Genomic DNA, 15427 nt, shown 5'->3' with positions numbered 1-15427 from the left:
ATCGATGAATAATCAAGGTAGAAGTATTTTAGCTTGGGCAGTACTTTTTATTTGTGTAATATTACTTTTTAATGTGTTCCAATCTGACGGTTTACTTGGTGGAAGAAATAATATAACTTTCTCGGATTTTTTAACACGAGTTGATGAAAAGACTGTTAATTCGGTAAAAATTCAGGGTAGAGTAATTGAAGGCACTTCAAATGACGGCTCTACTTTTAATACTTATGCTCCTGATTATCCTGATTTAGTAAATCGTCTTACTAGCAATGACGTTAATATTGAAGTAGTGCCTCTTGAAACAAGAATGAATACCTTTTTAGGCTTTTTAATTTCTTGGTTTCCTATGCTTTTATTGATAGGTGTTTGGGTTTTTTTCATGCGTCAAATGCATGGAGGTGGGAAAGCCATGGGGTTTGGAAAATCTAAAGCTAGGTTGCTATCAGATAAAGGACCAAAAATTACCTTTAAAGATGTAGCAGGTATCGATGAAGCAAAAGAAGAATTAACTGAAATAGTAGATTTTTTAAGGGATCCAAGCAAGTTCCAAAAGCTTGGTGGTAAAATACCGAAAGGCTGCTTACTTATAGGTCCTCCCGGAACCGGTAAGACACTTCTTGCTAAAGCAATTGCAGGTGAGGCTAATGTTCCGTTTTTTAGCATATCCGGCTCTGATTTTGTTGAAATGTTTGTAGGTGTCGGTGCAAGCCGTGTGCGTGACATGTTTGAACAGGGTAAACGTAATGCTCCTTGTATTATCTTTATCGATGAAATTGATGCAGTAGGTCGCCATAGAGGTATCGGTATGGGTGGCGGCAATGATGAACGTGAGCAAACCTTAAACCAAATGTTAGTTGAAATGGATGGATTTGAAGCAAACGAGGGAGTTGTGATCATTGCAGCTACAAACCGTCCTGACGTTCTTGATCGTGCATTACTGCGTCCCGGTAGGTTTGATCGTCAAATTGCCGTTGCAAACCCTGATATAAACGGTCGTGAGCAAATTCTAAAAGTACATTTAAAGAAAATTAAATATAATAGTACGGTACTAGCACGAATTATTGCTCGCGGTACCCCAGGCTTTTCCGGTGCTGAACTTGCTAACTTAGTTAATGAAGCTGCTCTTATTGCTGCAAGGCTTGGTAAGAAAGAAGTAGATATGCAAGACATGGAAGAGGCAAAAGATAAGGTGCTGATGGGAGTTGCACGTCGCTCCATTGCAATGTCGGAGAAAGAAAAAAGGTTGACTGCATATCATGAAGGCGGACATGCATTAGTAGGACTTTATTGTCCTGCAGCATCACCTATTCATAAGGCTACGATTATACCGCGTGGTAATGCTCTTGGGATGGTGCAAAGACTTCCTGAAACTGATGAATATTCTCAGAATCGTGAACAGATGGAATCATCTATAGCAGTTTATATGGCAGGAAGAGTAGCGGAGGAAATTATTTTCGGTAGAAATAAAGTTACCTCAGGAGCTTCGTCGGATATAAAAGGTGCAACTAATATTGCCAGAGCGATGGTTACAAAAGCAGGTTTAAGTGATTTAATAGGACCGATATTTCACGGTTTAAGTGGTGATGATATGTATGGTAGACAACCTAATCATGAAACCTCGGAAGCTACTGCAGAGTTAATTGATGCTGAAGTTAAAAGAATTATTACGCAAGGATATGAATTTGCAAAAGATATTTTAACAAAACATATAGATCAACTTCATACCTTAGCAAATGCTTTAATTGAATATGAGACATTGTCTGGTCAGCAAATTAAAAATTTACTTAGTGGTAGAGCTTTAGATTCAGAAGAGGAGAATAAATTTCCTTTTAATGATTCATCTACTATAAAAATAGATAAAGAAAAATCACCTGAGAAAACAAAAACAACTAAAGCTAAAAAAGAAAATTACGCTTCCTAAGTTTAGTAGTATAATTTACGTATAAATTTATAGATTTATTTTGTGGTATCGGTGGTTTTAGAAAAGTCTTGGAAATAAAGGGGCTTGAATGTGTTTTTTCATAGACAAAGATGTACAAGAAGCATATAAAAGAAATTTCGGTGATAAGCCATATGGTGATATTATGGAAATATCAGACCAAAATCCCTAAATATGATATTTTATGTGTCGGTTTTCCTTGCCAATCTTTTAGTATTTCAGGTAAGAGGCTTGGTATAGGAGATGTAGACTTTTGTATGAAATAATCAGAATAGTACAATATCACAATCCCTATATATTATTGCTTGAGAATGTTAAAAATATTCTGAATATTAATAATGGCAGCGTAATTGAAACTAAAAAATTAGATGAGATTATAAAATATATATGACTCAATAAAAGAGCAGTTTAATGGATAATAGAATATACTTGATCAACTTCAAAATTGGCGAAGTCGTTCTACAAGTACTGCGGTACTCATGTATTAAGTATACGCTGCGTTCCTCGTCTTGTGAACTCCTGGCTCTTTTTGAAGTTGATCTTCGTATATGGATTGCTAACTATAAATAGCGTCATTGTGAGTAGGCATTGTTGCGTGGACCAGTAAATGCTCTTGATGTCATTCCCGCTTCTGCGGGAATGACATCGGTATCCACGCTGGCAATACCTTGTGAGTAACTGTAAGTAGCATGGCAACCTAGAGACATTAATGTCATCCACGTAACAGGTATGAAAGATTGTGAATTAGCTAATTATTTTGTATAGTTCTAAAAACAAATTTTAAGAGAGTACTTAAAATGCCAGAGTTAAGGTTACCGCCAAATTCAGTAGTAAAAAAAGGTAGAGAGCATAAAGAACAAGAGGAAATGCTTAAACCTAGAAAGATAAAAATTTATAGGTATGATCCTGATCTTGATAAGAATCCTACTATCGATAGTTTTGAGATAGATTTAAGCAAAACCGGACCAATGGTTTTAGATGCTTTAATTAAAATCAAAAACGAAATCGATTCTACTTTAACTTTTAGGCGTTCTTGTCGGGAAGGAATTTGTGGTAGTTGTGCAATGAATATTGACGGTACAAATACTTTAGCATGCATAAAACCAATAGAAGATATATCAGGCGATATCAAAATCTATCCGCTTCCTCATATGAAAGTAGTGAAAGATTTAGTATCTGATATGTCGCATTTTTATGCACAATACGAATCTATAGAACCTTGGCTCAAAACCGATAGCCCTACCCCTTCAAACTCTGAAAGGTTACAGTCGATTAAAGACCGAGAAAAGCTTGACGGTGTATATGAGTGTATATTATGTGCTTGCTGTTCTACTTCTTGTCCTAGCTATTGGTGGAACGGTGATAAATATTTGGGTCCTGCGATTTTACTACAAGCATATAGATGGATTGCCGATTCAAGGGATGATAATACCGGTGAACGTCTTGAAGCTTTAGAAGACCCATTTAAGCTTTACCGTTGTCATACGATTATGAACTGTACTAAGACCTGCCCGAAAGGCTTAAATCCTGCTAAAGCTATCGGTAAAATAAAAAGTTTAATTGCAGAACGTCACGGTGTGTGATTCTTAATTAATTATTTTTAAAAATGATAAAATAATGAAAAAAGCAATTATTTTCTGTTGATTGTAATAATACCATGACACAAGGTGACATGAATTATTGTGTCGCTGCAGAATATAAGAAACTAAATCAAATATACCAAGAAATATTAAAACAATATTTCAGACAAACGAGAACAAGTTAATTTACTTAAAAAATTCCCAAATTTATGGATTAAGTACCGAGATGCTGATTGTGAATTTCAAAGTTTTGGGGTTTATAGCGGTTCTGTATATCCAATGATACTGCTTATGTGTCTTACATCTTACAGGAAAAACCGAAGAGCGTATAAAAAAGAATTTGAAGCCATGCTGAAATGTGAAGAAGGGGACTTAAAGTTGTCCATTTATAATCAAGACTCAGAACCTAGATTTTTTTGTGGACATTTCTAGTTGATTTGCTATTTTGATGTATTTTGTAACAAAAATTAATAAGATTTTTGCGGAATAGTTAGTCATATTTCAAAAAAATCTTATAATTTGCAGCAATAAACATTAGAAATGTCCACAAAACCTAAATTAATTCATAATTTGTAATACTTTAAATAATTCTCCCATTTGTTTCGGTGATATTAGTCTTTTTATCTGTCTTTCTATTATTTGTGCCTGCTCAGACATCTTTCCAAACTCTACTTCTAGAGGTAATTTATACGTCGATCCGATACTCGCATCCTCACGTACTAAAGTGTACTCTGCGGTGCTGCGTTTCGTGTCTTCTTTAAATTCCTCTCTATAAGCGAATTTGGCAAGATGTCTATCATTAAGCTTGTCTTGCAATGTTTGTTTACGTAATAAGATTCCATTTTCTATTAAAAAATCTCGTTGTGATATTGTATCTATTACGTTTATTTTGCTGTTTTTAGCTACCGTCTTTAATGCATAAAAATCCACATGTGCCGATAAATCAGCTTCTCCAAGATTTTCAAGGATGGGGCAATATTTATGGTTTTTAACCGCTTGTAATGTTTGATTATATTGATATCTAGTTCTACCATTCGGAGCTATATCATAGCCGTAATCTATTATTAAGCCACTGCCGCTTAGTCTTTTTAGATGCTGCGCTATAAATTTTATAATTTCTATCGATTTATAAGATTCTTCAAGTACTGCCCCGTCTTTTGCTTCAATATGAGTACACAGCAGATATTCTTGTAATTGCTTATTAACGCTTATTTTATCGTATTTAATTCTTTTGTCTACCGGCTGCACTACAAATATTCTTTCATACCATAATTCCTTGACTTTAATATATTGCTTTATCGGTATAGCATCAAAGAATTCGTTAGCTATTATTATAGTAGGTTTCTTTGGTATATCTTCTACAAATGATTGATGACTAATCGGTAAATTAATATCTTGTAAATTAGCCTTTTGATAAGCAATGAAATTTTTATTAATTTCTATTAGTTCAATTGATAAGGCTTTATAAAATTCCGGTACTAATTTTGCAGTACGTAGTAAATCACGCATTAGTAGACCTCGACCAGGACCAAGCTCTACTAAACTAAGACTTTTTGGGCAGCCAATTCTTTGCCACTCTCTGATACACCATAAGCCGATAATTTCACCGAATAGCTGTGAAATTTCAGGAGCCGTAACAAAGTCACCTTCATTAGCTAATGATTTTACTTGCTTATAATAGGAAGTAGGATTTGAGTTTAATACCTCCTGCATGAGGACATCGCAAGTAATATAACCGTTTTGATCAATTAATTGTCTTATTTTGGATTCGATTGACATATTAAATAACTTCCTAAAAGTAACATAGGTACAGATAAAATTTGTCCCATAGTTAAGCTATCTAAAATAAACCCGATTTGTATGTCGGGTTCTCTAAATATTTCAATAGTGATTCGGAAAAGACCGTAAAATGTGAAAAATATTCCTGAGTTTAAACCGCACTTTTTAAGAGTTTTGTGCTTAAATGTTGCATATGCTAAGATACTAAATAATACTAAACCTTCAAAAAAAGCTTCATATAATTGACTAGGATGTCTTGGCATCAAATCGCTATTCGGAAAAATCATACCAAAAGAAGCATTTGTAATACGTCCGTATAGTTCGCCGTTAATAAAATTAGCGATCCTACCTAAAAATAATCCGATAGGTACTACAGGGGCTATTATATCCGTGAGACTTAAAAAATTAATTTTATATTTTCGGCAAAACAAATAAGCAGCAATAATCCCCCCTAAAGCTCCGCCATGGAAAGACATCCCGCCTTCATAAGTTTTTAAGATATCTATTGGATTTGAAAAATATCTAGAAGGGTTATATAATAAAACAAACCCTAGTCTGCCTCCGACTATTATGCCTATAACGGCATAAGTAATGAAATCTTCTAGATTTTTTTTGGTAATTTGAGGCTTAAATTTTTCTATAATTTTATTTGCATAGAACCAGCCTAGCAAAATTCCTATTACATATGAAAGAGAATACCAAGAGATAGCAAGTGGACCTATAGAGAAAATAACTGGATTGATATTAGGAAATGTCATAGATAAATAAGTTATTTAATTCATTTAACGTCTGAGTTACGGAAAATTACGTAAGTAATTGACTAGGCAATTCAGTTTTTTATTATTTTTATGGGTTGCTGCAGCTGCTTCATGGCTTTGCAATGACAGTATCTATATTTGCTTAGCAATACCAAATTCTTTTGAGTTAAAATTATTGATAAAAATAAAATTCTTAGTAATAATCAAAAAGATTTATATTTATAATAATAATGATAGGTAAAATATGCAATATTTAATGGATCTATATCATACCTCAAGTACTGAGTTAGTATTATTGTTTGTTATGTTAGTATCTCTTATACCGGTGATATTTCTAATTAAAAGATTAATTTTTATTCCGGTAAAAAATTATTTAACTAGACATCATTATGATGATTATGAAAGGATAAAAAAATATCCTATATTTCGTTATTTATTACATACTTTATTAGCATTTTACTTTGTATGTTGGGGAAAGATTTTTAATCCTATTTCTTTTAAAGCACATGTATTACTGGGAATCAAAGATACTATAGTAATCTTATATACTGGTATATCTGTGACGATGTTATTATTAACGCTTATAGATGCTTTTGCAGATCTGTATCAGAATAGAATCAAAGCCGTTACAAAAAATGCACCGCTTAGCTTATATTTTCAAATATTAAAAATTATTGTCATAGTTATTGCAGCAATGGTAACTATTTCATATGTATTAAATATTTCGCTTAGTACATTCTTAACAAGCTTAGGTGCAGCCGCAGCTCTTTTAACATTTGTTTTCAAAGATACCGTTTTAGGATTACTTGCAAGCTTGCAACTAACTACTCAAGAAATTATTAATATTGGAGACTGGGTACGTATAGGCGCAATTGAAGGAACAGTTGAAAAAATTACTATTTCCGTAGTAACAATTAGGAATTTTGACCAATCTATTTCCACAGTTCCTACTTACAGCATTTTAAATTCTAACGTAACTAATTATAGAGGAATTAGTGAATCAGGAGCAAGAAGGGTAAAGAGAGTATTTAATATTAATATGGCAACTATTAACTTCTGTGATGCTACTATTTTAAAAGCACTAAAAAAATCTCCTTATATATCAAAGAATGTAATAGATAAAATCACTCTTGATAAAGAAGAGAAAGATTTAACCAACATTAAACTATTCAAATTATATATTCAGGAATATCTAAAAAATAATCCAGCAGTTTATACCGAAGGGTTTACTTTTCTAGTAAGACAGCTTGAACCTACGATTAATGGGTTGCCTATAGAAATATATATCTTTGTTAAAGAAGTAAATTTAGTAGGTTATGAAAATATACAGGACAATATTTCTGAACATTTCATTTCTATACTTCCTGAATTTAAATTAAAAATATTTCAGAATGTAGGAGTGGTATAATATATCCGAAGTAAAATGAAAAGTAGTAAAAAGAAAAAAATAAATTAAATTTGTATCCAAGATGGAAGTTGTCTTTCAGCTTGGATATTCACTACTTTTGAAAGCAAAGAAGTATATTATACTACTTGATTATTTGCTCTAAATGCTTTAAAACTTAAAGCTTTAAAAATATTAAAATTTAAGACCTAGGAATGAATAATAATATAATTAATTTAATAGCCGCTATTATACTGTCTTTAAGTATAATTTTCGGTTGGCAGTATTTTGTTGTAAAACCTGAACAACAAAAACAGCAACAGCAAATAGCAGTGCAGAAAGCAGAAAATTTAAAGAAACAACAGTTAAAAGCTTTAGTCGAACCTGCAACTGGTATTGTTGTGCAAGAAGAAAGTCAAGTACAGCGTATTAAAATAGAATCTGAATCACTTACCGGTTCTATTTCATTAAAAGGACTTAGATTTGATGATTTAATATTAAAGAAGTATAAACAAGATTTATCTAAAAATAGTCCTGAAGTGAGATTATTTTCACCGGCTAATACAGAAAATGCATATTTTGCTGAAGTTGGTTTAGTTAGTAATTTATCTAGTGTAAAACTCCCTAACAACGATACTATATGGAATAGTGATAGTGAAATATTAAGCCCTGAAAAACCTGTGCATTTATTTTGGGTTAATGAAGACAGAGTTAAATTTTTAGTTACTATTACTGTCGATGAAAACTATTTATTTACTATAGAGCAAACCATCGTTAATAATAGTGATAAAGAACTTCCTGTGCAATCTTACGGTTTAATAAATCGTAAATATATTGCTGTAGAGAAAGCGGTGAATATATTACATCAAGGACCTATCGGGTGTATAGACGAGAACCTTAAAGAATATTCTTATGATGATATTAAAGATAAGAAAAGTGAAAAATTTGCAGCAAGTAAGGTTGACTGGATAGGAATTACCGATAAATATTGGTTATCTTCCTTGATTCCGGATAAATCAAGTAATTACAGCTCGAATTTTAATTACGCTCTTAAGCAAGGGACTGAAAGATATCAGGTAGATTTTATTTCACCGGTACAAATAATAAAGCCCGGCGAAAATTTTGCAATTAAAAGCAGAATTTTTGCTGGAGCAAAAAAAGTAGACTTGCTTGATAAATATGAAAAGCAATATAATATTAAATTATTTGATAGAGCTATTGATTTCGGTTGGTTCTATATAATTACCAAACCGGTTTTCTACACCATGAATTTTTTCTATGGCTATGTCGGTAATTTCGGTGTTAGTATATTAATTGTTACGGTTATAATTAAGCTATTAATGTTTACTTTAGCCAATAAGTCTTATCGTTCGATGAAAAAAATGAAAAATTTACAGCCGGAAATCGATAGGATAAAAAATTTATACAGTGATGATAAAGCACGTTTAAATCAAGAAATTATGGCTTTATATAAAAAAGAAAAAGTAAATCCGGTAGCTGGTTGTTTACCTATACTTGTTCAAATTCCGGTATTTTTCTCCATTTATAAAGTATTGTATGTAACTATTGAAATGCGGCAAGCACCGTTTTACGGTTGGATTAAAGACTTATCTGCACCTGACCCTACTACTATTTTTAATTTATTCGGCTTATTACCGTTCGCGCCGCCGTCATTTTTAATGATTGGAGCATGGCCTATTTTAATGACTATTACTATGTTCTTACAGCAAAAAATGAGTCCTGAACCTGCGGATCCGATGCAAGCTCAAGTAATGAAATTTATGCCGCTAATTTTTTTATTTATGTTTAGTAGTTTTCCTGTTGGACTTTTAATATATTGGTCTTGGAATAATATTCTATCCATCATTCAACAATATTATATTAATAAATTTAATTAATTAATGAGAATAGATAAAAATTTACCTAATTATCTAACTATTGCTCGAATAATGGTAATTCCAGTTATTATACTGGTATTTTATATAAATAACTCACTTGCACGTACACTTGGGGCATTATTATTTGTTTTAGCTAGTATTACGGATTTTTTTGACGGTTATATTGCAAGAAAATATAATTTAGTTACAAGTTTCGGCAAGATGTTTGACCCTATAGCAGATAAGCTACTTGTAGGTTGCGTTATTATCATGCTACTAAAAAAAGATAATGTAGATGAGATACCTTGCTTATTAATTTTAGCACGAGAATTTTTAGTTAGCGGTCTTCGGGAATTTTTAGCTCTAGTAAAGGTTAGTGTGCCTGTATCGAGACTTGCTAAGGTAAAAACGTTTTTACAAATGTTTGCTTTATCGATATTGATAATAGGCTCGAAAGGTTCAGGAATTATTTATTTAGATATAGTAGGGGAAATAATTTTATGGATTGCCGCTTTTTTAACAATCATTACAGGTTATTCTTATTTTAAAGCCTGTAAGAAATATTTTTAAATAGGAAAATTTTATGATACATGTAAAATATATAATTTTAGGGTTTATTATGGTGTCTAGTTTAAATCTTTACGCTGCTAACAATGATATTATTGCCAATAAGAAAGTTGTAAAGGTAGAAGTAAGTAATGAACATTTAAAAACATTAAATGAAGCTTCTACTCTTTTAATTAGTTGTGTAGATTTTAGATTAATAGACGAAACAGATAAATTAATGAAGCAATTAGGATTAGAAGATAATTTTGATAAAGTATCACTGCCCGGTGCATCGCTTGCTCTTATTAACGACAAATATACTTATTGGGGAAAAACAATAGAAGATACTATTGAGATTTTGCAAGAATTACATAACATAAAACAAATTGTTTTTCTTGATCATAGAGAATGTGGAGCTTATAATATACTTATAGGTCAGGAACAGCTAAATACCAAGGAAAAAGAAACGGCAGCACATGCAGCAATTTTAAACAAGGCCCGTGATATAATAAAAGCAAAATTCCCCCAATTAAAAGTTTATACTTTTTTAATGGGTCTTGATGGTGTAGTAGAGCAGGTTTATGAAATACCTAGCTAAAAAACGGAGTTGTTGTATGGATAGGTTTATCCGTCATTGCGAGGACATTGCGTAGCAATTGACTAAGCAATCTCAGGAGTTTGTTATTATTTCATGAGATTGCCGCCACAGCCTATGGCTGCTCGCAATGACGATTTTTGACCCGCACAATAACGGCTAAGAAAAGTAATTTATTTTGTATCTTTGCTCTTATTACAATTAGAATCAACAGTATTATTCTTTTGGTCGTTTTCTACCGGTAGCTTAGAGATAGATAGTTTTTGTTTATATTTTTGTTGTTCTGCTAAAAAATTTTGGGCCTCTTTGGAAAGCCTGTTATATAGTTCACGTTTCTTCTTATTAATCTTGACTATTGCTACTCTATATTTTTGTATTTCCTCCCGTACTTCCGGTTTTATAGTACCGGCGTAAGCAGAAAAATCATCTATAATTTTTTGTGTTGTAACATCGTTAGTTTTTGCTGCGTCTTTTTTTGAGCCGTCAGAAGTTGTACTATTGGCAAAGCAGCTTGTACTAAGTAAAATAGCTATTCCAAATATTATTTTTTTTATCATATAAACCTTAAGCCTTATTCTTGATAAGTAGACCATTTTTAAGTCTAATAGTCAATAGACTTCTTTTGGAACTCTACTTCTAGGGGTAATTTGTACGTCAATCCGGTACTCGCATCCTCACGTACTTTTTTATACGCTGCGGTGCTGCGTTCCGTGTTTCCTCCAAATGACTCCCTATAAGCGAGTTCGAAAAGAAGTCTAATATATAATAGAAATTATATGTATTTTCTATTTGTATGTTATTGTTTGGGGAGTATAAATATACTAATAGTTGGGAAAAATATACAATATTATAATAATAACGCTCAAGAGTTTTATAGCAGAACAATCAATGCAGATTTGTCTGATAACTATAAAGCATTTACTAGCTATTTACCTGAACAGGCTCATATTTTAGATGCAGGTTGCGGAGTTGGTCGTGATACAAAATATTTTTTAAGTCAAAGATATCAAGTTACTACTTTTGACGGTTCAACCGAAATGGTTAAATGAGCTACAAAAGCAACCGGAATAGATGTACTGCACTCCACTTTTCAAGATATTGATTTTAAGGAGTCGTTTGATGGTGTTTGGGCTCAAGCAACTCTCCTTTATGTACCTTATAATGAAACAATCAATGTGTATAAAAAATTCATGCTGCATTAAAGCCGGAAGGCATTTTTTATGTTTCTTACGGATACGGTTCAGATATTATACAACGTGATGATCGCGATTTTTACAATATGCATGAAGATACAATAAAACCTTATTTTAACAGGCTTTTTGAAATAGTTAAAATATGGACGGAGAAGAGTAAGAGATTCTCTCCAAGTAAAGAGGCATTATGGTTAAATTTTATTGTTAAAAAAAGTAAAACAACAGTTTTAAAATATACGTAAAGGAATATAAAGGCTTGACATATAATCATTATGAAAAAGATAAGCATGTGATTCATGTCTTAGACTATTGATCCTAAGAATTGTGGGTTAAAACTAGTTAAAGCTCATAATCAGGTGATAAGGCAGAGAAACAGTAAACGTTATGGCACACCGCACTAATGCAGTTGCTGCTATTAATGTCAGATTCTTTGAAATCGCTGGTAGTGATGATGGCAGACCAAGCCTTACTTTAATGATAGACAGCAAGCTATTTAGCCTTAGAAAACAACTACAAAGTTTGTTAATTATAGATCAGGGCAATATTCAAATTACCAAGGCTAGTGCAAAAATTTTAGTAGCAATAGGCGATAAATCTGTTATTCCAAATCAAGTTCATTATTTTTCAAACCTAAAAGATATTACTTTCTATATAGGTCTAATTTTATTTGTTACGGCAATAAGTAAGCATGGTGATAATCAAATCCCACAGAAAGGCTTTATATTGTCCTGTCCACAAGCAACAAGTTTGCTGGTAGTAAATATAAATGATTCTGTAAAGTTAATTTTGGAATTTATCGATAAAGACGGTAAGCTTATAAATTTAAGTAACACTGCTTCAATAGTAACCGGTATTCCCTTATTGGTTCAAAACGGTAAAAATGTTATAGATAATCCAAAGCAAGATGATCCGGTTCATGCTCGTACTGCCTTAGGAGTGTGTAATGACGGCACTATAGTTATAGTTGTAGTCGAACATATTTATAAGCAACATGTAAAAGACCTTAAGCTTATGCAAGTAAGATCAATATTACGGAAAGAGAAAGAAATAAATGTTGATAAATTAATAATCCCTGAAGCTTTAAAAATTTTAGAAAAATACCTTGTTAATTATACTGTGATAGGATTAACTAAAACAGAACTTGCATATTATATGTTAACTTGGATATGAATCGGCAATCAATTTAGACGGTGGCGGTTCTTCTACATTATTCATGGGCGGAAAAATTATAAATAATGTAATAGGTGATGAAGATGAAGCTTTAGGCGAATATCGCGTGCGTCCCGTATCCGATTCAATAGTATTATACCAAATAATATAAAGTAAATTTTTGCGGCAATGACATACTCAAATTTTAGCTAGAATGATATTTGAGATTTAGAGAACTCTAAGATTTTATATTTTCCTGCTCCATTGCTTTTTTACGCATTTCTAAATATTCTTCTTTAGTCATTATTTTTTTTGGAGCTACATTAATCTAAAAATACTTTTCCGTTTAGATGATCGATTTCATGTTGGATAACTCTTGCTAAAAATCCTTCTGCGATACCTTGAATTTGATTGCCATTTATATCATATGCGTGATAATGAATTTTCTTGAATCTTGCTACCGGTCCTGTAGCATTTTCAACAGAAAAGCATCCCTCGTAATCTTCATGTTTATCAATACCTATCGGTTTATATGAGGTTAATCCAAATAGTTTTAGGCATTGTATCCTTAAGGTCAGGATGCCATTTTTTTCACTCTGCATCTTCATGTACTGCAAATATTATTATACATTTTGATATGCCTATTTGCGGTATAGCAAGTCCTGCACAATTTTCTTCTTGATCATATTTCTTTTCTAAAATAGATATATCACGTAAATCTTCTGAAGATAACGGAAAGTTTAAAGTTTTTGCCTTTATTCTAATAGTTTTATCCTCTGAACTATTTAAGGTTTAAGTTACATATTGCGGTAATGAAATCTTGTTTTCATTTTTCATATTACTTTTACAACCTGTTATAAAAATTATAGCAGTTAATAATGCTGTTTTTAATTTGGACATATATTTTATTATAATAATTTATAAATAAAAAATTATAGATAGAAACTAAAATCAAGTAAATAAATTGTCATATTTCTTTTGAGAAAAATCAATGGGTTTGACTTTTCTAACATATTCTAGTATAATATTCATCTTCAAAATAAGTAGAAAATTTAATTTATGAATACTCCCAAAAATGACAATTATCTCTCAGAACTAAGCAAGGTAATTTGGCCTATAGAAAGATATGAAAATAAGAAGTTTCTTCCTATGGCGTTTATGATGTTCTGTATTTTATTAAACTACTCAACGCTTCGTTCAATTAAAGATGGGTTTGTAGTAACGGATATAGGAGCAGAAGCAATAAGTTTCTTAAAAACATATATAGTACTACCTTCTGCCGTAATCGCTATGGTAATTTATGTTAAGCTCTGCGATATTTTAAAGCAAGAAAACGTGTTTTATGTTATTACTTCATTTTTCTTAGGGTATTTTGTATTATTTGCGTTTGTTCTTTACCCTTACCCTGATTTAGTTCATCCTGATCCTGAAACCATAGAATCTTGGAGTGTAGTTTATCCTAATTTCAAATGGTTTATAAGAATAGTTGGGAAATGGAGTTTTGCATCTTTTTATACTATGGCAGAGCTTTGGGGAACAATGATGCTTAGTTTATTATTTTGGCAATTTGCTAACCAAATTACTAAAACCGATGAAGCTAAACGTTTTTACTCAATGTTTGGTTTACTTGCTAATTTAGCATTGCCTGTAACATCCATAATTATTGGATATTGCTTGCATGAAAAAACTCAAATAGTTGCAGAACATCTAAAATTTGTACCTTTGTTTGTTATAATGATAACAAGTAGCTTTTTGGTAATATTAACATATAGATGGATAAATAAAAACGTTCTAACCGATCCTAGACTTTATGATCCGGCATTAGTAAAAGAAAAGAAAGCTAAAGCTAAAATGTCATTAATAGACAGTTTTAAAATGATCTTTACTTCTAAGTATGTAGGTTATATTGCATTGTTACTTATTGCTTACGGTGTTTCAGTAAATTTAGTTGAAGGTGTTTGGAAATCCAAAGTAAAAGAATTATATCCGACGAAAGAGGCTTACACTATATATATGGGGAAGTTCCAATTTTATCAGGGTTGGGTTGCAATTGCTTTCATGCTTATAGGTAGTAATATTTTAAGAAAAGTATCATGGCTAACTGCAGCTATGATAACGCCATTAATGATGTTAATTACCGGTGCAGCGTTTTTTGCATTTATCTTTTTTGATAGTGTTATTGCTATGCATTTAACAGGTATTCTTGCTTCAGGTCCTTTAGTACTTGCTGTTATGATCGGTATGATTCAAAATGTTTTAAGTAAAGGTGTAAAATATTCTTTATTTGATGCCACTAAAAACATGGCGTATATTCCGCTTGATAAGGATTTACGAGTAAAAGGGCAAGCTGCTGTTGAAGTTATCGGAGGAAGATTTGGTAAATCAGGTGGTGCTATTATTCAATCTACATTCTTTATTTTATTTCCTGCGTTTGGTTTTGTAGAGGCAACTCCTTATTTTGCTTCTATATTCTTTGTAATAGTAATATTATGGATATATGCTGTTAAAGGTTTAAATAAAGAGTATAAAGTTTTGTTAAATAAAACCGAAAAATAGAATTTGTTAAAATTTAATATTATTAATATTGTAAAAAAAAGCAAGTTTAAGAGTCTAGCAGTAAATAAATTTTC

General features: G+C 31.7%; 13 protein-coding genes and 4 pseudogenes. 12 read left to right on the top strand and 5 right to left on the bottom strand.

The annotated features are described in order from the left end of the window. The first annotated feature begins 4 nt into the window (after nt 1–4). The 4 genes and pseudogenes from ftsH (at nt 5) to BG75_RS10425 (ending at nt 3952) form a co-directional block, all read left to right on the top strand. Nucleotides 5–1918, top strand: a complete 1914-nt coding sequence (gene ftsH / locus BG75_RS00425; RefSeq protein ID WP_062811036.1) for an ATP-dependent zinc metalloprotease FtsH — start codon at nt 5–7, stop codon at nt 1916–1918. Nucleotides 1919–1986: 68 nt separating this feature from the next. After that, a pseudogene (locus BG75_RS09220) lies at nt 1987–2327 on the top strand (DNA cytosine methyltransferase). A 406-nt stretch (nt 2328–2733) separates the two neighbouring features. Next, nucleotides 2734–3519, top strand: coding sequence for a succinate dehydrogenase iron-sulfur subunit (locus BG75_RS00420; RefSeq protein ID WP_062811035.1), 786 nt, complete (start codon nt 2734–2736; stop codon nt 3517–3519). A 74-nt stretch (nt 3520–3593) separates the two neighbouring features. Then, nucleotides 3594–3952 (top strand): annotated as a pseudogene (locus BG75_RS10425) (lysozyme inhibitor LprI family protein). Between the two features lie 122 nt (nt 3953–4074). Here BG75_RS10425 and BG75_RS00415 read toward each other — a convergent pair. Both BG75_RS00415 and lgt read right to left on the bottom strand, forming a co-directional pair. Next, entirely contained in the window at nt 4075–5295 is a 1221-nt protein-coding gene (locus BG75_RS00415) for a class I SAM-dependent methyltransferase (protein WP_062811034.1), read from the bottom strand. Beyond that, nucleotides 5274–6053: a prolipoprotein diacylglyceryl transferase gene (gene lgt / locus BG75_RS00410; RefSeq protein ID WP_012150302.1), complete on the bottom strand. Its 780-nt coding sequence runs from the start codon at nt 6051–6053 to the stop codon at nt 5274–5276. The genes BG75_RS00415 and lgt overlap by 22 nt, the downstream gene beginning before the upstream one ends. 244 nt (nt 6054–6297) lie before the next feature. Between lgt and BG75_RS00400 the strand changes: the two genes are divergently transcribed. The 4 genes from BG75_RS00400 to BG75_RS00385 all read left to right on the top strand — a co-directional run bounded on the left by BG75_RS00400 (nt 6298) and on the right by BG75_RS00385 (nt 10458). Next, complete coding sequence (locus BG75_RS00400) at nt 6298–7461, top strand: mechanosensitive ion channel family protein (RefSeq protein ID WP_062811033.1); 1164 nt, start codon at nt 6298–6300, stop codon at nt 7459–7461. 191 nt (nt 7462–7652) lie between these two features. Beyond that, complete coding sequence (yidC, locus tag BG75_RS00395; protein ID WP_062811032.1) at nt 7653–9335, top strand: membrane protein insertase YidC; 1683 nt, start codon at nt 7653–7655, stop codon at nt 9333–9335. 3 nt (nt 9336–9338) lie between these two features. Further along, on the top strand, nt 9339–9884 hold the full coding sequence (gene pgsA / locus BG75_RS00390) for a CDP-diacylglycerol--glycerol-3-phosphate 3-phosphatidyltransferase (protein WP_062811031.1): 546 nt from the start codon (nt 9339–9341) through the stop codon (nt 9882–9884). Between the two features lie 13 nt (nt 9885–9897). Then, nucleotides 9898–10458, top strand: coding sequence for a carbonic anhydrase (locus tag BG75_RS00385; RefSeq protein WP_062811030.1), 561 nt, complete (start codon nt 9898–9900; stop codon nt 10456–10458). 170 nt (nt 10459–10628) lie between these two features. On the opposite strand, the gene BG75_RS00380 is transcribed toward BG75_RS00385, so the two are convergent. Next, nucleotides 10629–11012 (bottom strand): hypothetical protein, encoded by a 384-nt coding sequence (locus tag BG75_RS00380; protein ID WP_062811029.1) that lies wholly within the window; start codon nt 11010–11012, stop codon nt 10629–10631. A 50-nt stretch (nt 11013–11062) separates the two neighbouring features. After that, nucleotides 11063–11212, bottom strand: a pseudogene (locus tag BG75_RS06690) (palindromic element RPE1 domain-containing protein); the annotation flags it as partial. A 46-nt stretch (nt 11213–11258) separates the two neighbouring features. Between BG75_RS06690 and BG75_RS00375 the strand changes: the two are divergent. The 3 genes from BG75_RS00375 (at nt 11259) to BG75_RS06685 (ending at nt 12969) form a co-directional block, all read left to right on the top strand. Next, nucleotides 11259–11504 carry a methyltransferase domain-containing protein gene (locus BG75_RS00375; RefSeq protein WP_252903536.1) on the top strand — a complete coding sequence of 82 codons (246 nt, stop codon included), beginning with the start codon at nt 11259–11261 and terminating at the stop codon, nt 11502–11504. Between the two features lie 528 nt (nt 11505–12032). After that, entirely contained in the window at nt 12033–12818 is a 786-nt protein-coding gene (locus BG75_RS00365; protein WP_062811026.1) for a phosphodiester glycosidase family protein, read from the top strand. Nucleotides 12819–12861: 43 nt separating this feature from the next. Then, nucleotides 12862–12969 carry a hypothetical protein gene (locus BG75_RS06685; protein ID WP_252903535.1) on the top strand — a complete coding sequence of 36 codons (108 nt, stop codon included), beginning with the start codon at nt 12862–12864 and terminating at the stop codon, nt 12967–12969. A gap of 154 nt (nt 12970–13123) precedes the next feature. Here the strand turns inward: BG75_RS06685 and BG75_RS10290 are convergent. Next, nucleotides 13124–13399, bottom strand: a pseudogene (locus tag BG75_RS10290) (peptide deformylase); the annotation flags it as partial. Between the two features lie 457 nt (nt 13400–13856). On the opposite strand from BG75_RS10290, the gene tlc1 reads away from it, so the two are divergent. Further along, a complete protein-coding gene (gene tlc1, locus BG75_RS00355; RefSeq protein WP_062811025.1) occupies nt 13857–15353 on the top strand; it encodes an ATP/ADP exchange transporter Tlc1 in 1497 nt (498 codons plus the stop codon). Nucleotides 15354–15427: the final 74 nt, after the last annotated feature.

The sequence above is a fragment of the Rickettsia endosymbiont of Proechinophthirus fluctus genome, from assembly GCF_001602635.1.
Lineage (GTDB): Bacteria > Pseudomonadota > Alphaproteobacteria > Rickettsiales > Rickettsiaceae > Rickettsia > Rickettsia rickettsii.
The sequence above is the reverse complement of the archived record's forward strand: the minus strand, read 5'-3'. Positions and strand labels throughout refer to the sequence as shown.